21 protein-coding genes are annotated in these 25,611 nt (G+C 68.8%); 12 read left to right on the top strand and 9 right to left on the bottom strand.

Going from position 1 to position 25,611, the window contains the following annotated elements:
• The first annotated feature begins 74 nt into the window (after positions 1 to 74).
• A complete protein-coding gene (locus tag MKCMC460_RS09095; RefSeq protein WP_238305591.1) occupies positions 75 to 746 on the top strand; it encodes an SDR family oxidoreductase in 672 nt (223 codons plus the stop codon).
• A gap of 86 nt (positions 747 to 832) precedes the next feature.
• Here MKCMC460_RS09095 and MKCMC460_RS09090 read toward each other — a convergent pair whose 3' ends face one another.
• The 3 genes from MKCMC460_RS09090 to MKCMC460_RS09080 form a co-directional block, all read right to left on the bottom strand.
• Positions 833 to 2,950 (bottom strand): hypothetical protein, encoded by a 2,118-nt coding sequence (locus tag MKCMC460_RS09090; RefSeq protein ID WP_238305589.1) that lies wholly within the window; start codon positions 2,948 to 2,950, stop codon positions 833 to 835.
• 117 nt (positions 2,951 to 3,067) lie between these two features.
• Positions 3,068 to 3,949 carry a TIGR03854 family LLM class F420-dependent oxidoreductase gene (locus MKCMC460_RS09085; protein WP_236981577.1) on the bottom strand — a complete coding sequence of 294 codons (882 nt, stop codon included), beginning with the start codon at positions 3,947 to 3,949 and terminating at the stop codon, positions 3,068 to 3,070.
• A 10-nt stretch (positions 3,950 to 3,959) separates the two neighbouring features.
• Positions 3,960 to 4,769 (bottom strand): class I SAM-dependent methyltransferase, encoded by an 810-nt coding sequence (locus MKCMC460_RS09080; protein WP_238305588.1) that lies wholly within the window; start codon positions 4,767 to 4,769, stop codon positions 3,960 to 3,962.
• 146 nt (positions 4,770 to 4,915) lie between these two features.
• On the opposite strand from MKCMC460_RS09080, the gene MKCMC460_RS09075 reads away from it, so the two are divergent.
• From MKCMC460_RS09075 to MKCMC460_RS09050, 6 genes are read left to right on the top strand one after another with little or no spacing between them, the layout of a single operon-like run.
• Positions 4,916 to 6,334, top strand: coding sequence for a PPE domain-containing protein (locus tag MKCMC460_RS09075; RefSeq protein ID WP_238305586.1), 1,419 nt, complete (start codon positions 4,916 to 4,918; stop codon positions 6,332 to 6,334).
• Between the two features lie 54 nt (positions 6,335 to 6,388).
• Positions 6,389 to 7,258, top strand: a complete 870-nt coding sequence (locus MKCMC460_RS09070) for a TauD/TfdA family dioxygenase (RefSeq protein WP_236981576.1) — start codon at positions 6,389 to 6,391, stop codon at positions 7,256 to 7,258.
• Positions 7,255 to 7,815: an FcoT family thioesterase gene (locus tag MKCMC460_RS09065; protein WP_236981575.1), complete on the top strand. Its 561-nt coding sequence runs from the start codon at positions 7,255 to 7,257 to the stop codon at positions 7,813 to 7,815. The genes MKCMC460_RS09070 and MKCMC460_RS09065 overlap by 4 nt, the downstream gene beginning before the upstream one ends.
• A 25-nt stretch (positions 7,816 to 7,840) precedes the next feature.
• Positions 7,841 to 9,406 (top strand): fatty acid--CoA ligase FadD10, encoded by a 1,566-nt coding sequence (gene fadD10, locus MKCMC460_RS09060; RefSeq protein WP_236981574.1) that lies wholly within the window; start codon positions 7,841 to 7,843, stop codon positions 9,404 to 9,406.
• 4 nt (positions 9,407 to 9,410) lie between these two features.
• Positions 9,411 to 9,650, top strand: coding sequence for an acyl carrier protein (locus MKCMC460_RS09055; RefSeq protein ID WP_236983906.1), 240 nt, complete (start codon positions 9,411 to 9,413; stop codon positions 9,648 to 9,650).
• Positions 9,647 to 13,738 (top strand): AMP-binding protein, encoded by a 4,092-nt coding sequence (locus MKCMC460_RS09050; RefSeq protein WP_238305585.1) that lies wholly within the window; start codon positions 9,647 to 9,649, stop codon positions 13,736 to 13,738. The genes MKCMC460_RS09055 and MKCMC460_RS09050 overlap by 4 nt, the downstream gene beginning before the upstream one ends.
• Here MKCMC460_RS09050 and MKCMC460_RS09045 read toward each other — a convergent pair.
• Complete coding sequence (locus MKCMC460_RS09045) at positions 13,691 to 15,934, bottom strand: cation-translocating P-type ATPase (RefSeq protein ID WP_236981572.1); 2,244 nt, start codon at positions 15,932 to 15,934, stop codon at positions 13,691 to 13,693. The genes MKCMC460_RS09050 and MKCMC460_RS09045 overlap by 48 nt on opposite strands.
• Positions 15,935 to 16,049: 115 nt before the next feature.
• On the opposite strand from MKCMC460_RS09045, the gene sigC reads away from it, so the two are divergent.
• A complete protein-coding gene (gene sigC, locus MKCMC460_RS09040) occupies positions 16,050 to 16,610 on the top strand; it encodes an RNA polymerase sigma factor SigC (protein WP_236981571.1) in 561 nt (186 codons plus the stop codon).
• 22 nt (positions 16,611 to 16,632) lie between these two features.
• Here sigC and MKCMC460_RS09035 read toward each other — a convergent pair whose 3' ends face one another.
• The 5 genes from MKCMC460_RS09035 to MKCMC460_RS09015 are packed head-to-tail and all read right to left on the bottom strand — an operon-like array spanning position 16,633 to position 21,097.
• Positions 16,633 to 17,337: a zf-HC2 domain-containing protein gene (locus tag MKCMC460_RS09035; RefSeq protein ID WP_236981570.1), complete on the bottom strand. Its 705-nt coding sequence runs from the start codon at positions 17,335 to 17,337 to the stop codon at positions 16,633 to 16,635.
• A gap of 43 nt (positions 17,338 to 17,380) precedes the next feature.
• Positions 17,381 to 18,031, bottom strand: a complete 651-nt coding sequence (locus MKCMC460_RS09030; protein ID WP_236981569.1) for a TetR/AcrR family transcriptional regulator — start codon at positions 18,029 to 18,031, stop codon at positions 17,381 to 17,383.
• Positions 18,028 to 18,846, bottom strand: a complete 819-nt coding sequence (locus MKCMC460_RS09025; RefSeq protein ID WP_236981568.1) for an NAD(P)-dependent oxidoreductase — start codon at positions 18,844 to 18,846, stop codon at positions 18,028 to 18,030. Before MKCMC460_RS09025 ends, MKCMC460_RS09030 begins: the two co-directional genes overlap by 4 nt.
• Positions 18,843 to 19,646, bottom strand: a complete 804-nt coding sequence (locus MKCMC460_RS09020; RefSeq protein WP_236981567.1) for an SDR family oxidoreductase — start codon at positions 19,644 to 19,646, stop codon at positions 18,843 to 18,845. Before MKCMC460_RS09020 ends, MKCMC460_RS09025 begins: the two co-directional genes overlap by 4 nt.
• A complete protein-coding gene (locus MKCMC460_RS09015; RefSeq protein ID WP_238305583.1) occupies positions 19,643 to 21,097 on the bottom strand; it encodes an aldehyde dehydrogenase in 1,455 nt (484 codons plus the stop codon). Before MKCMC460_RS09015 ends, MKCMC460_RS09020 begins: the two co-directional genes overlap by 4 nt.
• A gap of 168 nt (positions 21,098 to 21,265) precedes the next feature.
• Here MKCMC460_RS09015 and MKCMC460_RS09010 point away from each other — a divergent pair, with 168 nt between their 5' ends.
• Genes MKCMC460_RS09010 through MKCMC460_RS08995 form a run of 4 tightly spaced genes read left to right on the top strand, consistent with a single transcriptional unit; the run spans position 21,266 to position 25,527 of the window.
• A complete protein-coding gene (locus tag MKCMC460_RS09010; protein WP_236981566.1) occupies positions 21,266 to 22,039 on the top strand; it encodes an SDR family oxidoreductase in 774 nt (257 codons plus the stop codon).
• A gap of 23 nt (positions 22,040 to 22,062) precedes the next feature.
• Positions 22,063 to 22,851 carry a carboxymuconolactone decarboxylase family protein gene (locus MKCMC460_RS09005; RefSeq protein ID WP_236981565.1) on the top strand — a complete coding sequence of 263 codons (789 nt, stop codon included), beginning with the start codon at positions 22,063 to 22,065 and terminating at the stop codon, positions 22,849 to 22,851.
• A gap of 52 nt (positions 22,852 to 22,903) precedes the next feature.
• Complete coding sequence (locus MKCMC460_RS09000; protein WP_236981564.1) at positions 22,904 to 23,767, top strand: phytanoyl-CoA dioxygenase family protein; 864 nt, start codon at positions 22,904 to 22,906, stop codon at positions 23,765 to 23,767.
• Positions 23,768 to 23,793: 26 nt separating this feature from the next.
• On the top strand, positions 23,794 to 25,527 hold the full coding sequence (locus MKCMC460_RS08995) for a serine/threonine-protein kinase (protein ID WP_238305581.1): 1,734 nt from the start codon (positions 23,794 to 23,796) through the stop codon (positions 25,525 to 25,527).
• Positions 25,528 to 25,611: the final 84 nt, after the last annotated feature.

Raw genomic sequence — 25,611 nt, 5'->3', positions numbered from 1 at the left:
AGACATGCTCGCCGTGGCGGCATCCAATTCGTCAGCGATCGCATAAAATCACCAACGCAAAACAGGGAGCCTACGTGACGCCCCTTTTACACCGCTCCTGGGACATCACCGGCCGGCGCATCGTCACCGCCAAGGCCGACGTCCGAGACCTGGACAGCCTGCGCGCGGCACTCGAACAGGGCGTGGCCGGCGTGGGCCCGGTCGACATCGTGGTCGCCAACGCCGGGATCAGCGGTTCGCCCGCCCCCGCGGCGCAGATCGAGCGGTCCGCGTGGCAGACGATGCTGGACATCAACCTGACCGGGGTGTGGCAGACCGTGACAGCGGCGTTGCCGCACATGACCAACGGCGGCGGATCGATCATCCTGGTCAGCTCGATGCTGGGGATCCGCGGCGGCGGCTACATGGCCCACTACGCAGCGGCCAAACACGCGGTGGTAGGGCTGATGAATTCGCTTGCCAATGAGCTTGCGCCGCAATGGATCCGGGTCAACTCGATTCATCCGGGCAACATCTTGACACCGATGCTGGACAACGAGCCGTTCTGCCGCACACTACGGCCCGATCTGCCCAACCCGACCGTGCACGACGCCGCGGAGATCATCGGGCAGTTCCACCTGCTGCCCACACCACTGATCGAGGCGCGCGCCGTCAGCAACGCCGTGCTCTTCCTGGCCTCCGACGAAGCGCAGTACATCACCGGGGCGGCCCTGCCGGTCGACGCCGGCGCCGTGGCGAAATTCTGAAACTCGCCCTGCCGAGCGGGAATTCCACGACGCGACACGTTGCGGCGTGGTGGGATTCACACTCGCGTGGGCCGTTCGGGCCCGGTTCAGTCCTGGCAACGCGGAAGCCCGCGCAACAAATCGGGTGCCTGGCCGTCCACCCGCAGTTGCCGGCGCCCCTCGGCGGTGGTGACGACCCGGACGTCGAACTCCGCGCCGTCAACGCAGTCGGGATCGACGCGCAGCTGCAGCTCCCCAGAATCCACGTACAACATCGCGTCGTCGTGAGAAAGCTTCCAGGGCAACCCATCTGACGGCCAGCGGCCGCCGACGAGGCTCAGGTCGTTGGGATCGGCGTCGGGCCCCTCGGCGGGAACTGCGCAGCCGAGCCACAACTTGGCGGGCACCGGCCGGAAGTAGACGGCCAGCCGCTGACGGTTGAGATCCACATCCACCGGCATCCCGATCGGCGGCAGGGAGGTGCCCTCGGGACGGTCGTCCAGCGACTTCTTGACCTGCCGGGAACCGATTCCCGCGCCGAACCAGTCGATGCTCAGCACGGTGGTGAGGTACTGCACGATCGCCAGGCCGAGCAGGCCGCCCGCGCCGGCCACCCCCACCCCGGCGGCCCCGGCGGCCCAGGTGACCGGCAGCGCCAGCAGACCCACCAGGGCCGCGGCGCCGACGGCCGCGGCGGCCTTGCCCGCCACCGTCAGGCTGAAGTCCGAGTTCACCTTCGGCTCAGCGGGATGCTGCGTCGGTCGCACCCCGACCGTCCGCGGTAGCGCCTGGAACCGCTCGTTGACCCGCTTGACTTCTGCCTCGTAGTCCTGGTCACCGAGTTCGCCCGCACGCTTCCTGTCGCGGGCGGCGCCCAGCGCCTGCTCGAGGCTTTCGATGGAATCGGGATCGGCGGGCGGGTTTTCGCCCTCCTTCCAGTCGCGCGGGATGTCGTCCAGACCCATCTCGTAGACGACCTCGAACGCGGCGGAGAAATCGTAGAGATTGGTTTCGGCGCTCACCGTGCCGTTGATCACCAACCGGCCGTCCGCAGTGCGCGGCACGATGTCGGCGCTCAAGGCGTCCAGGCTGCGATCCTGACCGCCGACGCTGATGGTCTTCGGTCCCGCCAGCAGGCACGGTTCGTCGGCGGCGAAGTCGCTGTCCTGTAGGCCGAAACTGTTCTGGACGCTGTCGCGCACCTGCCGCAGGATGCTCCAGCCGGTGACCGCCAACCCGGCCTTCTCATCGGGGTTCTCGGCGAGAATCGACGCCGGCAACTCCTCGCCGGCCGGCAGGGAGCGCAACGTCTGCAACTGGACCACCAACGATTCGTGGGTGGTCTCGCCGACGTCGAACCGCTGCACGACGGCGTCGAGGGCCTTGAACGTGCTGTCGTCCTGCGCGTCGGGGTCCACCTCGACCGGAGTCGGCAACAGCGCCACGATGCCGTCCTCGCCCATCTCGGCCAGCTTCGGGCGGACCGCGTCGGCGATCTGGGCGGCCAGCGAATCGAGCACCCTGACCCGGGCTTCGTCGTCGGAGATGGTGGGATGCTGCACCTTCTCCAGGTTCACCAGCAGCTCCCCGGCGATGCTGTGGGTGATCCAGTAAGCCTGGGCGTGGTCGAGTTCCCAGCAGATCCGCGGGTCCTGACCCCCGAACGCGGTGGTGCCGTCGGGCAGGCGCTCGACGTCGCGCCCGAACAGCCGTGGCGCGTACGGGTCGGCCGGGGCGGGCGCCACCAGCACCGGCGCGTCCTGCGCGGAGAAGTTCAGCGCGATCGTCTGCTTACCCGGCTCCAGCTCGTGCGGTTCGACATGGTCGTGCATGGTCAGCCGGCCGAACAACGGGATCTCGTTGTACGGGATCTCGCGTGCCTTCCCGGCCCGCGGACCGTCTGGGACGGTGATCGTCGCCGGCGGCAGCTGCACCAGCGGAATGCAGGTCACCGAGTCGATCACGATTTTCGAGTCGAAGATCGCCAGGTCGATCGCGAAATGCCTTAGTGGATCCCGGGTTTCGCCCTCGGTTTGCTCCTGCCACAATCGCTGACCCGCGTCCAGCAGAAACCACACCCGGTCCAAGGTGAGGTCCAGGGTGGCGGTGGCGGAGTAGCCGGTGCCGTCGACGGACTCGGTGTACCGGTCGCCGCTGAACATCTCGACGGTCTGATCCTGGACGCGCTCACGATGAATCTCGATCATGGTGTCGGGGCGTTGCATGACTGACTCCAATCCTGGCCGGCGCTTGCCGATGCTGTACCCGCAAACGCACCACGATCAACGGCGGATCCGCCCGGCCGGCCGAATCGTTCGACGCCGTTGGCGTGCCACCCACGGTCAGTTCTGGCGGCCGACCAACTCGGCGACGAAACGGTCGATGAAGCCGTCCAGCGGGGCCCGGCCGACCGGCCTGATGACGAACTTGGTCAGCCCGGCGTCCAGGTAGCCGTCCAGTTGCCGGTGCAGCCGATCCCAGCCGGCGGCGACCAGCTCGGCCGGGTCGACGTCGGGGCGGCGCGCCCGAACGGCCGCGGCCAGTTCAGTGGGCAACTCGCCGTCGGCGACGGCCAGTGAGATGCCGAGGTGGTCCGGGTCGATCTCCCGTCCCGCGTCCTCGGCGGCCCGCTGGATCGCTTCGCGTCCCTGCCTCGCTTCGGCCGGCGTCAGGAAACTGCCCAGCCAGCCGTCGGCCAGGGCGCCGATGCGGCGGTACGCCGCGGCCGAGGAACCGCCCACCCAGATGTCCAGCGGGGGCTGCGGCCGGGGCGCGACCGCGGCCGCGCTGACCGTGAAGAACCTGCCGTGGTAGCTGGCTGATTCCTCGACGAGCACTGCGCGCAGCACCCGCAGCGACTCGTCGAACACCGCCGCGCGCTGGCCGTCGGGGACGACGAACACCTCCCGCTCCGCCGGAATCGCCGAGCGCAGACCGAACACCGGCAACACGCGTTTGGGGGCGAGTGCCGCCAGCGACGCCAACTGCTTGGCGACCAGCACCGGATGCCGCCCCGGCAGCACCGCCACCGAGGTGCCCACCTTCAGCCGGCTGGTGCGGGCCAGCGCGTAGGCCATCCCGACGATCGGATCGACCGCCGGTGAGTAGACCAGCTCGGAGAACCACAGCGAGTCGACACCGCTGAACTCCAGGGCGTCGACCACGTCGGCGAGTCGCCCCGGCGTGGTGTCCGCGCCCAGCCCCACCCCGAAACGCACCTTCACCGCGGACCCCTCAGCCGAATTCGACGAGTGTATGAGCGGCCCGGAACCGTTCGAATTGCGGCCGCCGGTAAAGCAGCGCGGTAGCCGGCGCCAGGAATCGGCCACGCACCGCCGGCACCGGCAGCTCGCGCACCGCCCGGACACCCGCAAGCGCCCGCAGCTCGTCATATTGCCGCGCGGTGAACCAGAACGGCATCGGCGGAGCCGTGTAGTGCTCGCTGAGCTTGACGCCGAATCGCCGCGAATACGCGCTCAACAAGCGGGGCACGCTGTCGAAGATCAGCCGGCCACCGGGAAACCGCTTGGCGCAGGCCGCGATCAGGTCGAAAGCGGTGTCCCGCTGCAGGTATTGCAGCAGGCCCTCGACGGTGATCAGCACACCGCCGGTGCGCTCGACCCGGTCCATCCAGGTGTAGTCCAGCGCGGACTGCGCGCAATGATGCAGCCGTTCGCAACTGGGCAGCAACTGCTGGCGAAGCCGCACGATCGGCTCCAGATCGACTGACAACCAAGACAACTCGCCGTTGTCCAGACGCCAGAAGCTGGTCTGCAACCCTTCGGCCAACGCGACGACGTGGGCCTTGGGATAGGCCTGCAGATACTCGCGAGCGGCGTTGTCGAAGATCACCGACCGCCACGCCGTTGCTTGATGGGTCTTGCCGAAGTTCTGGTAGTCGTAGTCGAGGCTGTCGCGCAGTGCGATGGCCAAGGGGTCCTCGATGATGCCGTCGGGCCGGGCCGCCTCGCTCGCGCGCTGATACAGCGTCAGCAAGGCGGTCTCGGAGATGCCTGCCAGATGGCGGGCGTCGATCACTGGCATGGCTGCACTATAGAGAGCGCCGAGAGGCCGTCCGGAACATGCGTGCAACTCTCCGCGAGACCGACAAGCCGGGAACTTTCTGCTCGTCCGGGCCGACTACCTCGCAGACGGGAGAGTGAGGTCGGGTCCTGACAGCCCCCATTTGGATGGCGTCGCCCCCGGAGGTGCATTCGGCGTTGTTGAGCGCTGGGCACGGTCCGGGGGCGCTGCTTGCTGCCGCCGATCAGTGGCAGCAGCTCAGCATGCAGTACACGCTGGCGGCCACCGAGTTGAGCGGCCTGCTGGCCGAGGTGCACGGCGCCAGCTGGGCGGGCAGCTCGGGTGCCGCATATGCGGCGGCGCACGCCCCCTACCTGGCCTGGCTCGAACAATCCGCGGCCGACAGCGCACTGCGGGCTGCCGCTCATCAGACGGCCGCCACCGCGTTCGGCAGCGCGCTCGCCGCGATGCCTACCCTGGCCGAACTGGCCGCCAACCACCTGCTGCACGGCGCCTTGGTGGCCACGAATTTCTTCGGCATCAACACCATCCCGATCGCGGTCAACGAGGCCGACTACGCCCGCATGTGGGTTCAGGCGGCCGACACCATGGCGGCGTATCAGGCCGTGACCGAAGCGGCGACCGCGGCGAGCCCGCCGGCTCAGCCCGCACCGCAGATCCTCAAGCCGGCTGCCGAGGCGCAGGCCGACCCGAGCCAGCTCGTCGGCGGCCTCGGTCAACTGGTCCAGAACATCACGAACTTCATCGCCGATCCGTACCAGCATTTCCTGGATTTCTTCCAGCAATTCGGCTTCAGCCCCGCCACCACCATCGCGCTGGCGGTCATCGCGCTGTTCTTGTACGACGTGCTCTGGTACCCGTACTACGCGTCGTATTCGCTGCTGTTGCTGCCCTTCTTCACGCCCGCACTCAGCGCGTTGAGCGCCCTGAGCCTGCTGACCCATCGGTTCGATGTGAGCCCGGTGACCGAGCCGCTGCAGGCCCCCGCCGTGGCGGGGACCGCCGGGCACGGCGGGCCGAGTCCGAATATCGCTGTGGTACAGAGTATTTCGACTGTGTCGGGCCCCGGCTCCAGCGCCGGTAACTCCGCGCCCGGCACACCCGGCACGGCTTCGGCGAGCACACCGCCCGCCCCGCCGGAGCTGAGCTACGCCGTCGCCGGCCTGGCGCCACCGGGCACCGGATTCGGCCCGCGGGCCGGGGCGAAAGCGTCCGACGACGTTGCCGACCGCATCGGGTCCGCCGCCGCGGCGACGACGAGCCAGGCTGCGGTCCGTGCCCGGCGCCGGCAGCGCGCCCGGGCGGGCGTGCGCGGACATCGCGACGAATTCCTGGACGCGACCGTCGACGCCGCCGCCGACCTTCCCGCCTCGCAACCCGCTGCCGCACCCACCGGAAGCGATCGGGGCGCGGGCCCGCTCGGTTTCGCCGGAACCGTCCCCGCCCCGGGCGCACAGGCCACCGGAATTGTCCAAACATCCTCGACGGCAACCGATGTCACCGTTCCCCTGCTGCCCGCCGGCTGGCGCCCGGACGAGACATCGGCGGACAGGAGGACCGGCTGACCACCACAAACGCTACGCAGATGAACCGGAATCAAACGAGGAGTTAAAAACGATATGACGCTCAACGTGAAAGGCAAGGGACTCGGGGCGCAAGTCACGGGTATCGATCCCAGCAACCTGGACGACATCAGCACCGAAGAGATTCGCGACATCGTCTACCAAAACAAGCTGGTGATCCTCAAGGACGTGCACCCGACCCCGGAGCAATTCATCCGGCTCGGACGGATCGTCGGACAAATCGTGCCCTACTACGAGCCGATGTACCACCACGCGCAGCATCCCGAGATCTTTGTCTCCTCCACCGAGGAAGGCCATGGCGTTCCCAAGACCGGGGCGTTCTGGCACATCGACTACATGTTCATGCCGGAACCGTTCGCCTTCTCCATGGTGGTTCCGCTGGCCGTGCCCGGCCACGACCGCGGCACCTACTTCATCGACCTCAACCAGGTATGGGAGTCGCTGCCCGCGGCCAAGCAGCAGCCGGTCCGCGGGACGGTCAGCACCCATGATCCGCGGCGCCACATCAAGATTCGACCCAGCGACGTATACCGGCCGATCGGCGAAGTCTGGGCCGAGATCAGCCGGACCACACCGCCGATCAAGTGGCCGACCATCATCCGGCACCCCAAGACCGGGGAAGAGATTCTCTACATCTGCGCCTCGGGCACCACCAAGATCGAGGACCGCAACGGCGACCCGCTCGATCCTGCGGTGCTGCAGGAGCTGATGGAGGCCACCGGCCAGCTCGACACCGAATACAAGTCCCCCTTCATCCACACCCAGCACTACGAAGTCGGCGACATCGTGTTGTGGGACAACCGGGTTCTGATGCACCGGGCCAAACACGGCACCGCCTCGGGAACGCTGACCACCCACCGGCTGACCATGCTGGACGGCCTTGCGACGCCGGGGTACGCGGCATGACTCACATCGAAGTGCCGGCCACCGCGCAGCCCGCGATTTCGCCGGAATCCGCAGTCACGGCGCCGATTCCCGAGGATCTGCTGGTCCGGGTACTCGAGCCGTATTCCTACAAGGGCTGCCGCTACCTGCTCGACGCCGAATATCAGGCGACCGCCGACTCGGTCTACGCCGTCGGCAATTTTCGCATCGAGGAATCCGCCTATATCCGCAGCACCGGGCATTTCAACGCCGCCGAGCTGATCCTGTGCTTCAACCAGCTCGCCTACAGCGCCTTCGCGCCGGCCATCCTCAACGAGGAGATTCCCGTGCTGCGGGGCTGGTCGATCTCCGATTACTTCGACCTGCAGCTGCCCAGCATGCTTATCAAGAACACCGCCTCGCGGTTCCGCAGGCCGATCAACGCCCAGAAGTTCTCCGCGCGGCTGTTGTGCCAGAACTTCAAAGTCATCGACCGCACCTTGCGCTACCTGTCGGTCCCGTGCGCCATCGAGTTCTGGGACGAGTACGGCGGTTCGGCCTCCGGTGAGGTCGAGCTGGCCGCCCTGAACATCCCCTGACCCTCCGGCAGAAAAGTCAAACGTCATGTCCCAGTTAGCACCCACCGTGCTGCAACGTGTCCGCGATCAGGCACGACTACGACCCGAGGCGATCGCGCTGCGCCGTGTCGACGGCACCGCCGTGTTGCGCTACGGAACACTGTTCACCGAACTGGAGCGGTACGCTGAAACCCTTGCCTCGCAAGGTGTCTCTCGAGGACACCGGGTGCTGGTCGTCTCCGACAACGGGCCGCAGACCTACCTGTCGGTGCTGACCTGCGCGAGGCTCGGGGCCATCGCCGTCATGGTCGATGCGAACCTGCCGCCGGCAACCATCACCCGCTTCGCCGAAATCACCGGGCCCACCGCGGTTCTGGCAACCCCCGGCGCCAGGGATATGCCCGACGCGTTGGCCGACCTGCCGACCGTCGCGGTGGAAACCGGTTCCGCCTCTTCCGGGGACTTCGCGGACGTGGACTACCCCGACCTCGGGGCGGAGGATCCGCTGGCGATGATCTTCACCAGCGGCACCACCGGCGAACCGAAGGCGGTGCTGCTGGCCAACCGCACGTTCTATGCCATCCCGGACATTCTGCGCAACGAGGGATTGAACTGGATCAGCTGGGTGGACGGCGAAACCACGTATTCGCCGCTACCCGCCACCCATATCGGCGGACTCTGGTGGATTCTGACCTGCCTGATACGCGGCGGATGCTGTATCACCGGCGGCGAGAACACCACGTCATTGCTGCAGATCCTTGCTAGCAATGCCGTGGCATCGACTTGCCTGGTGCCGACGCTGCTGGCGAAACTGGTCTCGGAGCTCAAGGCTAACGACGCGACGCTGCCGTCGCTGCGGCTGCTCGGCTACGGCGGTTCCCGCGCGATCGCGGCCGATGTGCGATTCGTCGAGGCCACCGGCGTCCGCACCGCGCAAGTATATGGACTGAGCGAAACCGGTTGCACCGCATTGTGTCTGCCCACCGACGACGGTTCCATCACCAGGATCGAGGCGGGCGCCGTGGGTCGGCCCTACCCGGGCGTCGAGGTCTATCTCGCCGCCGACGGCGAACGGCCACCAAGCTTCGGGGCCGCCGATTCGGCTTCGTTCGGCACGCTGTGGATCAAGTCCCCGGCCAACATGCTGGGGTACTGGAACAATCCGGACCGCACCGCCGAGGTACTCAGCGACGGCTGGGTGAACACCGGCGACCTGCTGGAGCGCCACGACGACGGCTTCTTCTACATCAAGGGCCGCTCGTCGGAGATGATCATCTGCGGCGGGGTGAACGTCGCGCCCGACGAAGTGGACCGGATCGCGGAGTGTGTGCCGGGCGTGCGGGAGGCGGCGTGCTACGAGATTCCCGACGCCGAATTCGGGGCGCTGGTCGGTTTGGCGGTGGTACCCGCGGCGGCATGCGACGAAGCCGGCCGGCGACAGCTGCAGCAGGCCATCGCAGCCCGCTTCCGGCAGGAGTCCGAGGCGGCGGCCCGTCCGTCGACCATCGTGCTGGTCAGCGACATCCCCCGGACGCAGTCCGGCAAAGTCATGCGAACCTCGCTGGCGGCCAAGGTGATCGACGCACCAGTGGGAGCGATGGCCCGTGGCTGAGCGCCTGCGCGACACCATCCTTGCCGCCGTCTGTGAGGTGCTGTACGTGGACGAAACCGACCTCGTCGACGGCGACGCCACTGATCTGCGGGATCTCGGGTTGGATTCGGTGCGATGCGTGCTGCTGATGAAAAGGCTTGGGGTGGATCGCGAGTCGGCGTTGCCCGCCCGGTTGGCGGAGAATCTGTCGATCGCCGGCTGGGTCGCGGAGCTGGCCGGGACCGAGCTGGAAGCCGCGCCGTGATCGAATCCGATCATGCTCGCGCGCAACGCATTCCACTGACCTACTCGCAACGCAACATCTATCACGGGGTGCAGCAGGACGCCGATCCTTCGTTGTATCTGATCGGCAAGCGGTACCGGTTCCGCCCCCTCCCGGCCGCCCGATTCCTCGCCGCGCTGGAAGCCTCGGTGCTGGACAATCCGATTCAGCTTTGCGTTCTGCAGGCCGCGCCCGGCGGGGACGGCTTCCCCGATCTGGTGCCGCGGCTGGGGGTCGCCGACCTGGTGCGGTTCGCGCAGGACGACGACGAACTCAGCAGCACCTGGCGGTCCGGCATTCTGGGCCGGCCACTGGTGCGGTACACCGTGCGGACCGACGGCGACGGCGCTGTGTGCGGGATGGACGTCGACTCCCACCACATTCTGCTCGACGGGGGCGCAACGGGAATCATCGAGGCCGACCTGGCCCGCCACCTGGCGCAGGCCGCCGAGAAGCCCTGCGCCACAGATGGTCTGACCAAGGTTGCGGCGGCTCATCGGCGCGAAGCGACCAAAGTGGTGGACGCATTGCAGCGCCTGTCCGCGACGGTGCAGCGCGAACTGGCCCAGGAGCCGCCGGTGCCGGGTGGGGCGCCGGTGTCGGCCGGCCGTGCGGTGCTGCGCGAATCGGTGCAGATCTGCGGTGACCGCTACGACGAGCTTGTCGCCCTCTCCGAGTCCGAGCACATTCCGCTCAACGTGTTGGTGGCCGCCGCCGCGGTGGCCGTGGACGCGAGCCTGCACCAGAGCACCGAATCCCTGGTCGTCCACGCAGTGGACAACCGGTTCGGCGATCCCGAGCTGAATGTGGCGACATGCCTGGTCAACTCGGTGGCGCACCCGGTCCGGTTCCAGCCGTTCGCCTCGGTCGCCGACGTGGTCGCGATGCTGGACCGCAGCTATGTCAAGGCGGTCCGGCGGCGCTGGCTGCGCGAGGAGCAGTACCGCCGCATGTACCTGGCGATCAACCGCACCACCGGGGTGCAAGCGTTGACGCTCAACTTCATCCGCCAGTCGTGCGCGCCGCAGCTTCGACCGTGGCTGACCGAGGCGCCGGTGGCGACCCGCATCGGCCCCGTCGAGGGCATGACCGTGGCATGCGTACAGGACGAAGCGCAGCGGTGCCTGCAGCTGGCCGTCTGGGACCGGGCGGACCTGTCGGGTGACGGGCGACCACCCGCGGTCGCCCAACGCCTCGCCGACGCGTTGCAGGCGATGCCCAAGCTGTGGCGCCAGCCGATCGCGATGACGGTCGACGACTGGTTCATCATCGACGCCGACGGCGCCCGGCGGCCGGGAAACCACGCCAGCCCACCCGAAACACCAACGGCCACCGCATGGTTCACCGATCCAGCAGTCGACCGATTCGTGCAACGGCGAATGTTCGTGCGCCCCTGGGTCGGCTGGCTGGTCGACCACGGCGTCGCACTCGGCGACGTCGTGGTGTGCTGCGACGACGACACCGACCGGACCATCGACCTGCTGGTCGCCTGCCACCTCGCCGGTTGCGGCTACAGCGTGTGCGACCGCGTCGAGGAGCTGCCGCCGCGCGCCGCCGCCATCACCGCCGCCGGGCACACCGCACACGTCGTCGATCTGCAAACCGCTGCTCTGCCCGTCCTCGACGATGCCCGGCGCGAAGTCGTCGACGGGCGCCTCGAAACAGCGCGGCGCGCGCCGGGGCTCGCCACCGGAACCGCTTACGTGATGCCCACCTCGGGATCAACCGGGCAGCCCAAGCTGGTGCGGGTGACGCACGGTTCCCTTGGTGCGTTCTGCCGTGCGGTCCGGCGCGCCTACGGATGGGGGCCGAACGACACCATCCTGCAAAGCGCCCCACTGACATCGGACATCAGTGTCGAGGAGATCTTCGGCGCCGCGTCCTGCGGGGCGGAACTGGTGCGCTCCGCGGGCATGAAGTCCGGCGAGCTGGACACGCTGATCCGGGACCTTCTCGCCTTTCGGGTGACGGTGGCCGACCTACCGACCGCCGGGTGGCAGCTGCTGTGTGACGACGACGCGGCGCTGGAGGCGCTCAGTCGCTCGACGCTGCGGCAGCTCGTCGTCGGGGGCGAACCCGTTCGCGCCACCGCCATCGACAAATGGTTGGCGCACGCTGTAGCACAGCGGATTTCGCTGGTGTCCAGCTACGGCCCGACCGAAACGACGGTCGTCGTCACCTACCTGCCGATCACCGGTGCCGGCAGCAACCGGGTGGGTCGTCCCATGCTGCCCGGCTCGGTGTTCACCGCCTTCGGCGAAGTCGTCGTGGTAGGCGACCTGGTCTCGGCGGGCTACCTCGGGATCGAGGGCGGTGGCTTCGGCATCGTCGCCGCCGCCGACGGGACGCTGCGCCGCGCCTTCGCCACCGCCGATCGGGTATCGCTTGACGCCGCAGGGTTCCCGGTCTTCTCCGGGCGCAAAGACGCGATCGTCAAGATCGGCGGCAAGCGGGTCGACACCGCCGAGGTCCTCGCGCGCGTCTGCGCCGACCCCGCGGTATCCGACCTTGCGGTCGAGCCCCGTGACGGTCGGCTCGGGGTCTGGTTCCAAACCGGACAGACCCGCAGCACCGGCACGGACTCCGCGGCGGCGGCCCGCATCAGGCTGCTGCTGCACGACCTTGGGGTGCCGTCGTTCTTCGTGGTCGCCGTCGCCGACCTCCCGCGCCGGCCCAACGGCAAGGTGGACAGCGAAAACCTACCCGACTTGCCCCAAAATGACTGCGCTGCAACCGATACCGCGTCAGGCACCGCGGCCGCGCTGGCCGGGATGTGGAGTCGGCAGCTCGACCAGCCGATCCGGGCCGACACGTCGCTGCTCGCGGCGGGTGTCGGTTCGGTGGACCTGATCCGGATCCTGCCGCAGACCCGCGCATACCTGGGGCGCCCGCTCACCCTGCTGGATCTGATCAGCGCCGACACCGCCGCCAACCTGATCGAGGACCAAGCCGCGCAGGGCTGGCTGGACGCCGGCACCGCAGCCCAGATCGAGTGCGATCTCGCATTGCTGCGCAGACCGCAAACTGCCGGCCTTGCACAGCATCGCGACGCGGGGTCGATCGTGGTGCTGGGCGCCTCGGGCATCCTCGGCACCGGATTCGCGCGCGCGGTCCTCGACCTGACGCGGTCGGGGGCGTCCCTGCCCGACGTGGTCTTCGCCGCCAGATCCGCCCTCCCCCATCGCGAGCCGTGGGATTCGCTGCGCGGCGCCGACCGGATCCGGCTGCAACCGCTGGACCGGTTCGACTCCGACGAACTCGACGCGTTGCTGCGCGGCGCGCGCACCGTCATCAACTGCGTCGGCAACACCAATGTGCTGGTGCCCTACCGTGAACTCCGTTCGGCCAACGTCGAATTCGTTACTGCCCTCACCTCAGCCTGCACACGGCAGGGTGCCCGATTGGTGCATCTGTCGACGTTGGTCGTCAACGCCGACGTCACCCAGCCGTGCGTCACCGATCCCCGGCACGCACCGTATCCGTACGCGGCTGCCAAGTCGCTCGCCGAACTCGTGGTGACCGCGGCAGCGCCCGCGCTGGATTTCACCCTCGTGCGCCTGCCCCGGGTGCTGGGTGACGAACACCAATTGGCCAATTCCACCGACATATTCGTGTCGCTGGTCGACGCGTGTCTGGCGGTGGGCGCCTACCCTGCCCTGACGCTGACCGAAGAGATCACCACCGGCGCGGCCGCGGCGGCGGCCATCGTGGACCTTGCGTCCCGATCGGGCGCGCTGGGCGGCGGGCTCACCGTACTGCGCGGCGAGCCGGTGTCCTACAACGGATTTCTTGACGGGTACGGGCTCGAGGAAGTCGGGGTCGCCGAATGGAAGGCGCGGCTCGATCGCAGCGACTGGGCCCGGCGCAACCCGCGGCAGTGGTCGGTGCTGGACGGCTGGGTCAGCCTGGGCGCACGCTTGGGTGAGCGCAGCTACGCCCAATACCTGTCGGACCGCCCGACGGTCGAGCTGGCCATCGATACCGTCGCCGAAGTCAACGCTCAGCCGCAGCCACTGCGCGCCCTACTGGCGCGCGGACGTAGCAAAGTTGCGCAACCGCAAGCTGTTTGACACGACGAAGAACGACGAGAACGCCATCGCGGCACCGGCGATCAAGGGATTCAGCAGCCCGGCGGCGGCCACCGGGATCGCGGCGATGTTGTAGCCGAACGCCCACACCATGTTCATCCGGATGGTGCGCATGGTGGCCGCGGCCAGGTCCAGCGCCAGCGGCACCACGTCCAGGTCGTCGCGGACCAGGATGATGTCGGCCGCCTCGATCGCCACGTCGGTGCCACGGCCCATGGCCATTCCCAGGTCGGCACACGCCAGCGCGGGCGCGTCGTTGATGCCGTCGCCGACCATCGCGACCACCCGCCCGCCGTCGCGCAGTTGCTCGATGATGTCGACCTTGCCTTCGGGCAGCACATCGGCGATCACCTCGTCGATGCCCACCTGCGCGGCCACCGCGGCCGCCGAGGCTGGATTGTCACCGGTCAGCAGCACCGTCCGGAAGCCGTGCCGATGCAACGCCGCCACCGCACCGGCCGCCGATTCCTTGACCGCGTCCGACACCGCGATCACCCCGCAGGGGACACCGTCCACCTCCACGAAAACCGGTGTCTCGCCTCGTGATTCGGCGTCCCGGCGGGCGTTGAGAAGTTCGGCGGTGGTGCAGGCCGGGGCGATCCAGGACGGTTTGCCGACCCGCACCGCACGACCGGCCACGGTGCCGCTGACGCCGCGGCCGGGCACCGCCCGGAAGTCGGTGACGGGTTCGGGTGCCCCCGGCGCCGTCGTCGACGCGGCGATCGCCAGCGCCACCGCGTGCTCGGAAGCCGCCTCCACCGCCGCAGCCAACCGCTGCACCTCGGCCGCATCCCAGCCCGGCGCGCCCACCACCGCGCCGACCGCCAACTGGCCCGACGTCAGGGTGCCGGTCTTGTCGAACACCACGGTGTCCACCGCGCGAGTCGCCTCCAGCGAACTGTGCCCCTTGAGGAAGATGCCGAGCTGGGCGCCACGCCCGGAAGCGACCAGCATGGCCGTCGGGGTGGCGAGTCCCAGCGCGCACGGGCACGCGATGACCAGCACCGCCAACCCGGCGGAGAAGGCTCGGTCCAGCCCGCCGCCGGCGACCAGCCAGCCCAGCGTCGTCAGCGCCGCGACGGCGAAGACGCACGGCACGAACACCGCGGAGATGCGGTCGGCCAGCCGCTGCGCATTGGCCTTCTGCGCCTGCGCCTGCTCGACGAGGCGGACCATGCCGGCGAACTGGGTGTCGGCGCCGACGGCGGCCGCCTCCACGATCAGCCGGCCGTCGAGCACCGCGGTGCCGCCGATGACGTTCGCGCCGGGCTGCACCCGCACCGGGCGTGCCTCACCGGTCATCGCGCTCATGTCCACCGCGGCCGACCCGTCGACCACCAGGCCGTCGGCGGCGATCGTCTGACCCGGACGCACCACGAAACGCTGCTGCTCCTCGAGCTCGTCGGCCGGGATGACGAGCTCGGACCCGTCGGGCTGCAGCACCGCGACGTCCTTGGCGCTCAACGCCGCCAGCGCGCGCAACGCACTGCCCGTCTTCGACTTCGCGCGGGCCTCGAAGAACCGGCCGGCCAACACGAAAACCGTGACGCCGGCGGCGACCTCGAAGTAGATGGCGTCGCTGCCCAGCAGCGCCTGCCACACGCCGCGATGCTCGACATGGGGGTGCTCGCCGAAGACGGTGTAGAACGACCAGACGGTGGCGGCGATGATGCCGACCGAGATCAGCGTCTCCATCGACGCGGTGCCGGCGTGCAGGTTGTTCATCGCGACCCGGTGGAATGGCAGCGCCGCCCAGGTCACCACCGGGAGCGCCAGCGCGGTCAGCACCCACTCCCAGCCGGTGAACCGGGTGCTGGGCACGACGGCGAACATCACCGACAGATGCGCCAACGGGATGAACAGGACCGCGGCGACCGCCAGCCGGATCAGCAGGTAGCGCGCCTGGTCGGCGTCAGGGTCGGCGTCGAACGCACCGGCGCGGCGCGGCTCGGCCCGGTATCCGGCACGCTCCACCACCGCGCAGAGTTCGTCGGCTCCGATGTCCTCCCCGGCGTCCACGGTCGCCACCCGGGTGGCGAAGTTCACCGAGGCCCGCACCCCGGCCACCTTGTTCAGCGCCGACTCCACCCGCCGCGCGCACGCGGCGCAGGACATACCGCTGACCTCGAGTTGCACCCGCTGAACACGCGCGGGCAGCTCGTCTGTTGCCGCGGTCATCGACGACATCGTGGCCGTCCACCTCCTCTGATCCCGGATCCAAAGAGATCCAGAGAGATAAGTCGTTGCGGGCTGGCGATAAGTTCCAGCCATCCATGGCCTACCCTCAGTATCCGTGGCGACAGGCACGGTCGGCGAGGAGGACCTGATCACGCAGCTCGCGAAAGCTGCGGGACGGGGCGACCAGGTCGCGCTGTCGCAGTTCATCGCGGCCACCCAGCGCGACGTCTGGCGCACTGTGGCCTACCTGGCCGACCCGGGCAGCGCCGACGACCTGACTCAGGAGACCTTTCTGCGGGCGATCCGGTCGCTGCCCCGGTTCAGCGGCCGGTCCACCGCCCGGACCTGGCTGCTGTCGATCGCGCGGCGGGTGGTCGTCGACCAGATTCGGCACAACAGCGCCCGACCCCGCACCACGCAGGTCCGCGATCTCGATGAGGTGCTGAGCCAGGGCCGCTACGCCAGCCGGATCGAGAACGTCGTGGAGATCCGGATGCTGCTGGACGGGCTGGACCCCGAACGGCGGGAGGCCTTTGTGCTGACGCAGGTGCTGGGCCTGTCCTATGCGGAGGCGGCCGAGGTCGGTGGGTGCCCAATCGGCACCATCCGGTCGCGGGTGGCGCGGGCCCGCAGCGATCTGCTGCAGGCGGCTCAGGCGACCGACGACGTCGGTTGAGCAGGCGGGCCGGTTCGACGAGCTAGGCCGCCGAGCCGTCCGTCGGCCACAGGTGGCCACGACGCCGGCCGCGAGATGCGTTGGGCGGCAACACGATATCGGGCTCTGAGGTGACGCCGTCGGGCGGCGGCGCGGTGTCGCGCCGCCACACCAGGGTGGCCAGCACCGCGCCCAGCAGCACCGGGATGTGGGTGCCGATCCGGGTGAGGGTGACCGCGCCGGACAGGGCGTCGGCCACGACGTAGACGGCCAGCACCCCGACGAACACGGTCAGGACGCCGGCGAGACCGGCCGCGGCCGCCGGCCACAGCGCGGCCACCACCATGACCACGCCCAGCGCCAGCGACCATGCCGTGGACTCGTTGAGCAGATGATGGCCCGGACCCATGCCGTGCTCGTGGGTCAGACCCAGCTCGAGGCCGAGCCCCTGCACAGTGGACAACGCGAGCTGCGCCGCGCCGACCCCCAGCAGCGCCCAGCGCCGCCAACCGAGCCCGACGCGTCGCCGCGCCCGCACCGGACCGAGGTCGAGCGGGGCGAGCGGCGCGATGACCGGCCGCGACTGCAGCATCCGGCTCAGCTCGTCGGCCTGGGTCTGCACCTGCTCGAACCAGGCGCGGCACTCGGCGCAGCCTTCGAGGTGCTCGTCGACCCGCGCCGCCGGGACCGGCTCGCGTTCGCCGTCCAGCCGCGCCGAGAGCGCTTCGCGGGCCACCTCGCAGTACACGTCTCTAATAGTCGCGCACGACCGGTGGTTTGTTCCCGCCGAGTCAGGGCCCCGGATTGTCGCGCGCGACGAGCCGTTCGGTCTCTGCGGAGGCCGGCGCGCCGAGGAAGCCGGCGAGGCCGTCGACGACCCCGCTGACGAACAACGCGAACGGCACGACGGCGTCGCCGCGGCGGACCGCGCGCTCTCGTTCGGCGGCCAGGTGCACCCCGAGGTCCTGGACCTGCTGGATGCGCAGCGTACGGGCCGGTTCCGGCAGGTGCGCCAGCAGCCGGCGCAGCACCGAACCGAACTCGTCCTGAGACTTCATCGCGTTCGCCTGGTGCAGGAAGACCTCGACCGCGCCCGCGCGCTGCAGTTGCTCGATGAACGACACGTACGAGCTGTCGGGCGACTCGGCCAGCTCCAGCAGCGGAAGGATGTGGGCCTCGAGCTGGGCCCGCAGGTCATCGGGGTTCGCCCGGGCCTTGAGCAGGGCGCGGCGCTGGGTCAGGTCGCCCAGCCGGTAGGCGAAGATCGCGCGCAGCAGCTCGTCTTTGGAGCCGAAGTGGTAGCGGATCGCGGAGTTGTTCGACGAGCCCGCTTCCACCGAGATCTGCCGTAGCGACACCCCGGCCAGGCCGTGCTCGGCGAACAACCGCTCGGCGGCCAACAGCAACTGCAGCGCCGTCGCCGGGGGCGTCCGGGTGGTCACCGGCCGTCCAACTGCATGGCGGCGATGGTGGCGGCGGCTACTCGGATCAACTCGGGCGGCGGTTGGTCCCCGACCACGTCGGTGAGGATCCCGACATCCTTGGCCAGCAGTGTTCCGGCCAGCTCCGCCATCACGGCCAGGGTGTGGCCCGAATTGGCGATCACCTCCGCGGCGTAGCTGCGGGCGCTGCCGGTGGACAGGATCTCGGTCAGCGCGTCCAGGTCGACGCCGAGGTCGCGGGCGACCGCGAAGGTGCTGGCGGCCAGGCCGAGCTGCGCGGTGAACAGCGAGTTGTTCAGTAGCTTGGCGGCTTGGCCCGCACCCAACGGTCCCAACCGGACCACCGGGTCGGCGAACGTGTCCAGCACCGGGCGGCACCGCGCGATCGGCTCGTCGTCGCCACCCACCATCACCAGCAGCGATCTGGCGGCCGCCGCATGCCCGCCGCCGGAGACCGGAGCGTCGACGAAATGTATTGCAGGATAATCTTTTTGCAATCGACGACAGGTTTCGGGATGCACGGTGCTGTGGATCACCACGATGCTGCCCGGCGCCATCGTCGCCAACGCCCCGTCGTCGCCGCGCAACACCTCATCGACGTCGACGTCGCCGACTACGCAGAGGCACAACACATCCGAGGCGGTGCCCAGCGCGCGGCGGTCCGCGGCGTAGTGGGCTCCGCTGCCGTCATAGGGCTTCAGCGACTCCGGCCGGCGCGCCCACAACGTGGTCGGGAACCCGTCCTCGATAATCCGCCGCGCCATCGGGCCGCCCTGAGATCCCAAGCCCACGAAGCCGATTCGAAGACCGGTCATGATTGCGCCTCGATGGCCGCGCGTACGTAGGCCTCGATATCGGTGGCCCGCTGCAGCAGTTCGTCGCGCACCTCGGGTGCGGTCAGCACCAGGAATCGGCCCTGTTCGACCGCGTCGGCGGTGAGCGTTGCAACGTCTTCGGCACTCACGATCCGGTGCGCCGGAGCCCGCGGCGTCGCGGGTGCGTCCCCGTAGCAGGTGATGCCCTCGAGGATATTGGTGATCACCCCGGAGGGGCAAAGACAGGTCACACCAATGCCTTTGGGTCCGAGGTAGGTCGCCAGCGCCTCGGTGATCCCGACGATCGCGTGTTTGGAGGCGAGGTAGGGCAGCCGGTCGAAGCCGTAGCTGAGCAGCCCCGAGGCCGAGGCGGTGTTGACCACGTGACCGCTGCCCTGGGCGATCAGTCCCGGCAGGAACACACGGTTGCTGCGGGCGATGCTGAGCAGGTTGACGTCGAGAGTGCGGTTCCACGCCTCGTCGGGCAGGGTTTCCGGGGCGCCGATGGCGAGCACCCCGACATTGTTCATCACCACATCGATGCAGCCGAAGCGGCCGAGGGTCGCGTCGCGCAGGCGCACCAGATCTGCTTCGACGGTGACGTCGGCCGGCAGCCCGGCGACCGGCCGGTCGAGCGCCCGGAGCTGCTCGACGACCTCGGCGACGCGGTCCGCCGACAGGTCGCTGACCACCACCGATGCGCCGCGCCGAGCGAATTCCAGCGCGGTTGCGCGGCCGATGCCGCTGCCTGCGCCGGTCAGCACGGCCACCGCGCCGTCGAGCTGTAGTGGCCTGCTCATGCGATGCCGACCGCCTTGGTGCGCAGGAATTCGAACAGGCCTTCCTGCCCGCCTTCCCGGCCGAACCCGGAGATGCCGATGCCGCCGAATGCGAGCTCGCAGCCGACCACCGGGCTGGCGCCGTTCACGTACACCCCGCCGGCCCGCAACGCCGTCACCATCCGCTGGATACGGTCCACGTCCTTGGTGTACAGGTAGGAGGCCAGGCCGTAGTCGGTGCAGTTCGCCATCGCGATTGCCTGTTCCTCGGTGTCGAACCGCATCAGCGAGAGCACCGGCCCGAACACCTCGACCTGACCGAGTTCGGAATCGGGGTCGACGTCCCCGAGCACGGTCGGTTCGACGAAGAAGCCATCCGGTAGCTGGCTGGGAGCCCGGCCCCCGGTCAGCAGCTTCGCGCCGTCGGACTCGGCCCGCTCGATCATGGCCAGAATCCGTTGCTGGGCGGCGCGGGTCACCACGGGGCTGATCACCACCGCCGGGTCGAACGGGTCACCGCAGCGCATGGCCGCGACGATCCCCAGCACCCGCCCCACGACGTCGTCGTAGATGTCGTCGTGCACGATCATCCGCGACGGAATCGCACAGCCCTGCCCGGCCAGGGTGCCCAGCACACTGAAGGCGTTGACGGCGACCGCGGTGTCCAGGTCGGCATCGGGGAACAGCACGTTGGCGGACTTGCCGCCGAGTTCGAGGACGGCCGGCTTGAGCGATTCGGCGCAGGCGGCCAGGATCTTGCGGGCGGTGGCGGGCCCGCCGGTGAAGCTGACTTTCTGCACCAGCGGGTGGCGCACCAGTGCGTCGCCGGTGTCGGGGCCACCGAGCACGAGATTGACCACGCCGTCCGGGATTTCGGCCTCCTTGATCAGGCCCATCAGGTGCTCGGTGGCATACGGCGTCAGCTCGGACGGTTTCATCACCACGGTATTGCCGGCGGCCAGCGCCGGGATGAGTTTCATGCCGATCGAGACGACCGGGCCGTTCCAGGTCAGGATGATGCCGACGACGCCATACGGTTCGGGCATCGAGTAGGCCAATTCGCGCTGGTTGGCGGGGAACGAGGTGACCCGGCCCTCGATCTTGTCGGCCCAGCCGGCGTAGTAGGACGTCCAGTTGGCCATGATGTCGACCAGGGGCCGGCTCATGGTCACCGACATCCCGTTGTCGAGCACCGAGAGCCGGGCGATTTCCGCGGCGTCGCGCTCCATCAGCTCACCGAGCCGGCGCAGCACCCGGGCCCGCTGCGCAGGCCGCCAGCCGCGCCACGTCGGGTACGCGGTGTGCGCGGCGCGCACGGCGGCGTCGACGTCGTCGGGACCGGCCAACGGCACCGGTCCCTGGATCTGACCAGTGGCCGGAAACACGTGCTGGTGCACGCCGCCCGAGCCCTGCGTTCGTGCCTCGCCGCCGATGTGCAGATGCACTTCGGGAACGGTCAGGTCAACGGTCATCGTTCGGTCCTCCGATCCCAGGGGGCTCAAGGCCGTTGACTCTGCGGCTACGGCGCAAAGGTGCGAATGGAGCACGCCCTCGGCGCAGAATCAACGGACGGTTTTTAAGACAGATTACTTATCATTAAGGCACTTGACTTCATTGGTCAAGGGGTGCTTAATGCTCGAATGGATGTGACGCAACTGTTCGACCTCACCGGCAAGGTCGCCGTGGTCACCGGCGGCGCCGGCGACATCGGCCGGACCTACGCCGAGGCGCTGTGCGCGACCGGGGCATCGGTGGTGGTCGCCGACATCAACCTCGACGCCGCCCGGGAATGCGCCGACGGGCTTGTGCAACAGGGATTTTCGGCAATCGCCGTGCGCTTGGACGTCACGTCGCCGGAGTCGGCGGCGGCGATGGCGGACGCCGCGGTAGCGGCCTTCGGCGGCATCGACATCCTGATCAACAACGCGGCGGTCATGACCGACCTGCCTCCGTTCGGCCTGTCCGACATGCCGATGCCGGACTGGGACCGGGTGCTGAACGTGAACCTGCGCGGACCGCTGGTATGCACACAGGCCGTGATCGAGTCGATGACCCGGCGCGGCGGCGGGCGGGTCGTCAACGGTTTGTCGGCCGGGGCGTTCATGCCGGGCGGGATCTACGGTGTGTCGAAGTATGCGCTGCACGGCTTGACCTGCAACCTGGCCACCGAACTCGGGTCGCGCGGCATCAACGTCAACGGGATCGCGCCGGGTCTGGTGGCCAGCGAAAGCGGATACGTCAGCCTGCCCAGGGATTCGCCGTTCCGCGACATTCTCGCCGCGCAGATCCCCGGCAAGACCTCCGGGCCGCCGGCCGACCTGGTCGGCACCATGCTGTTGCTGTGCTCCCCGGCCGGCGAATGGATCAACGGGCAGACCATCTCGGTCGACGGCGGCTGGATCATGCGGCTCTGAGGGCTTCTAGGAAAGGAAAAACGTTGGCGGAGTGGACAACTCGCGAAGAGCGGCAGGCGGTCGCGCGAGCCGAGTACGAGCACATCATGACCACCCCGAGCCCCGAGCCCAGCGGCGCCTACATCGAGTCGGGGGTGATCGGATTCGTCTTCGGTGAGATGTGGCGCCGAGGCGTCCTGACGCCCCGGGACCGCCGCTGGATCACCCTGACCTGCGTCGGGCTGGCCGGCGCCGTCGTCCCGATCGAGACGCACGTCTACGCCGCCCTGAAAAGCGGCGACGTCAGCTACCCGGAGTACGACGAGTTCGTGCTGCACTTCGCCACCCAGGCCGGCTGGCCCAAAGCGTCGGTGCTGCAGATGTACGGGATGATGGCGGCCTATAAGATCCAGGAAGAATCCGGACAAGCGTTGGGCCCCAACGACTTCGAGCTCTGGGCCGAACCGGTGGACGACGATGTGCGCCGGGCCCGCGGGATCGCGGCCTACCAGCAGGTCCATGGCGCGTTGCCACCCGACGCCTCGACCGCCTTCCAGGGGTGCGCCCGCCTGGACTACCTCTACGGCGAGGTCTGGAGCCGGGACAAGTACCTGACTCGGCGCGACCGGCGCATCATCAGCATCTGCAGCGCGGCGTCCAGCGCGATCGACGAAGAGGTCCGCGAGCATCTACGCGCGGCACTGGAACTCGGCGATATGACTCGAAAGGATTTGGCGGAGCTGGTGATTCACTTCGCCGTCTATCAAGGCTGGAACCTGGCGCGGCGACTGGATGATCTGCTGGTCGCCGTGGCGGGCACCGCCAAGCCGTAGTCGGGCCTAGTGTGGTCGCAGGAGAGCAGTTGATTGCGACGTAGGACTGACGATGACGATCGACGACGAACCCGTCACCACACTGGAGGATCTGCGCGGCGATCTGGCGCAGCGCCACCGGCGGACGCCAACGGGCGGAAGCTCTGTCGACACCGCGATCGTCGATGCCGACCTGACCGCCCTGGACCGCGAGGGTTATGTGATCTGGGAGAACCTGCTCAGCGCCGATCAGTGCGGGCAGATCCGCGCGGTGGTCGGCCCGTGGTTGGGACATACCGGACGCAATTCCTTCGAAGGCCGGCGCACCCAGCGCATTTACAGCGTGCTGAGCCGGACCCGGGTCTGCGACCGGCTCGCCGACCATCCGCGGGTGCTGGCCTGCCTCGACCGGTTGTTGATGCCCAACTACCTGCTGTCGGCGTTGCAGGCGATCAACATCCTGCCCGGCGAGGCCGCGCAGCTGGCCCACCACGACGACGGGTTCTACCCGATTCCGCGGCCGCGCGGGCCGCTGGCGGCGGCGACGATCTGGGCGATCGACGACTTCACCGCGGACAACGGCGCCACCGTGCTGTATCCGGGCAGCCACCGCTGGGGCAAGCGCCGTCCGGGCGCCGGTGACCGCGCGGTCCCGGTGGTGATGCCCGCGGGGTCCTGCGTCTTCTTCGTGGGCACCCTCTGGCATGGCGGCGGCGCCAACGCCACCGACCGTGAGCGTCTTGCCATCACCGCGCAGTACTGCCAGCCGTGGCTGCGACCGATGGAGGCCTACACCCTGTCGATCTCACGCGACATCGCCCGAACGGTCTCCGCGGACATCCGCCGCATGATCGGCTACAGCATCCACCCGCCGTTCGTCGGCGCCGTCGACGGCCTGCACCCGTTACGGCTGTTGGAAACCGGCCCCGACGCGTAGCCGCGCCGGTTTGTAGGCTTTCGGGCATGCCGTTGACCAACGGCGAGGTCTTCGCCGGCTACACCATCGAGCGCCTACTCGGCGCCGGCGGCATGGGCGAGGTGTACCTCGCCCACCATCCCCGCCTCCCCCGACACGACGCCCTCAAGGTCTTGTCGCTGGCCGCCACCGACGATGTGGAGTTCCGGGCCAGGTTCAACCGGGAAGCCGAACTGGCGGCCACGCTGTGGAACCCACACATCGTCAGCGTCCTGGACCGCGGCGAGTTCAACGGCCGGTTGTGGATCTCGATGGAATACGTCGACGGCACCGACGCCGGCCGGCTCATCCGGGAGCACTACCGCGACGGCATGCCGGAGAACGACGTCGTCGAAATCGTGTCGGCGGTGGCCGAGGCACTCGACTTCGGGCACGAGCGGCTACTGCTGCACCGCGACGTCAAACCGGAGAACATCCTGGTCACCGCGGGTAACGGCAACCGCCGCCGGGTGCTGCTGACCGACTTCGGCATCGCACGCCGGATCGACGACGTCAGCAACCTCACCGACGCCAACGTCGCCATGGGAACCATCAGCTACGTGGCGCCCGAACAGCTGCTGGGCAAGCAGCTGGACGGCCGCGCGGACCAGTACGCGCTGGCGGCGACGACGTTTCATCTGCTCACCGGGGCGCCGCCGTTCCAGGACACCAATCGCGCCGTCGTCGTCAGCCACCACCTCAGCACGCCGCCGCCGCGGATATCGGACCGCCGGCCCGAACTCGCGCATCTGGACGCGGTGCTGGCGCGGGCGCTGGCCAAAGACCCCGACGACCGTTACCCCAGTTGCGTCGAGTTCGCCGCGGCGCTGCGCAGTGGCGCCCGCGCCGACCGTCCGCACACCCAACCCCTCGAGCGTGTCGTTGTGCAGGGCACCGCCCGCCACGTGCAGCAGAGCGCCGTCGGTGGCCACGATCAGATCGGGGTCCTGACGTTCCAGATCGTCCAGCACGATCTCCCGGGATCCCGCCGCGCTCCCCTGCCGGTCGAGATGCCGACCGATCTGGGCGGCCGCCTCGAGGACGGTGACCAGATCGAGGTCAGCGGCGTCTGGGACGGCGACACCCTCGACGCAGATAAAGTCGTCAACCTCTCCGCCGCCGACCGCTCGAAACCGCGGCTCCCGCCGGCCGACGACGCCCCGCGCAAGCCACCGACGCGCTGGGGGACCCGGATCGCGGTCGTCGGCGCCGTCGTCGCAGTGCTTGCGCTGACCGCTGTCGCGGTGCTTTATTTCACCGACTTCTTCGGCACCGCTGCGCGTCCGGGACCGATGGTCAAGCCGGTCAGCGCCACGGTGTTCTCCCCCGACGGCGCCCCCGACAACCCGCAGGACGCCAAGCTGGCGATCGACGGAAACCCCGACACGGCCTGGTCGACGGTCACCTATCAGGACAGCGTTCCGTTCCCGAAATTCATCTCGGGAATGGGCCTGCTGCTGCACCTGTCCGAACCGACGGCGCTGAGTGTGGTGACCATTGACGTCCCCAGCACCGGCACCCAGGTGCAGATCCGTTCCTCGCCGTCGGAGTCCCCCGCCAAGCTGTCCGACACCACCGAGCTGACCCCGACGACGACGTTGCAGCCGGGCCACAACCGGATCGAAGTGCACGGCCGCGTCAAGACTTCTTCCAACGTGTTGGTATGGATCTCCACCCTGGGCACCACCAACGGCCAGAGCCGTACGCAGATCTCCGAGATCACGTTGCAGGCCGCCGGCTGAACCCCCCGACCGGTCATCCGCCGGTAACACAATTCTCGCTACGTCAATAGCGTTCGGAAATTGCCCTACACCCGCATTGCATCG

The organism is Mycobacterium sp. 20KCMC460 (genome assembly GCF_022179425.1).
Classification (GTDB): Bacteria; Actinomycetota; Actinomycetes; order Mycobacteriales; family Mycobacteriaceae; genus Mycobacterium; species Mycobacterium kiyosense.
The sequence above is the reverse complement of the archived record's forward strand: the minus strand, read 5'-3'. Positions and strand labels throughout refer to the sequence as shown.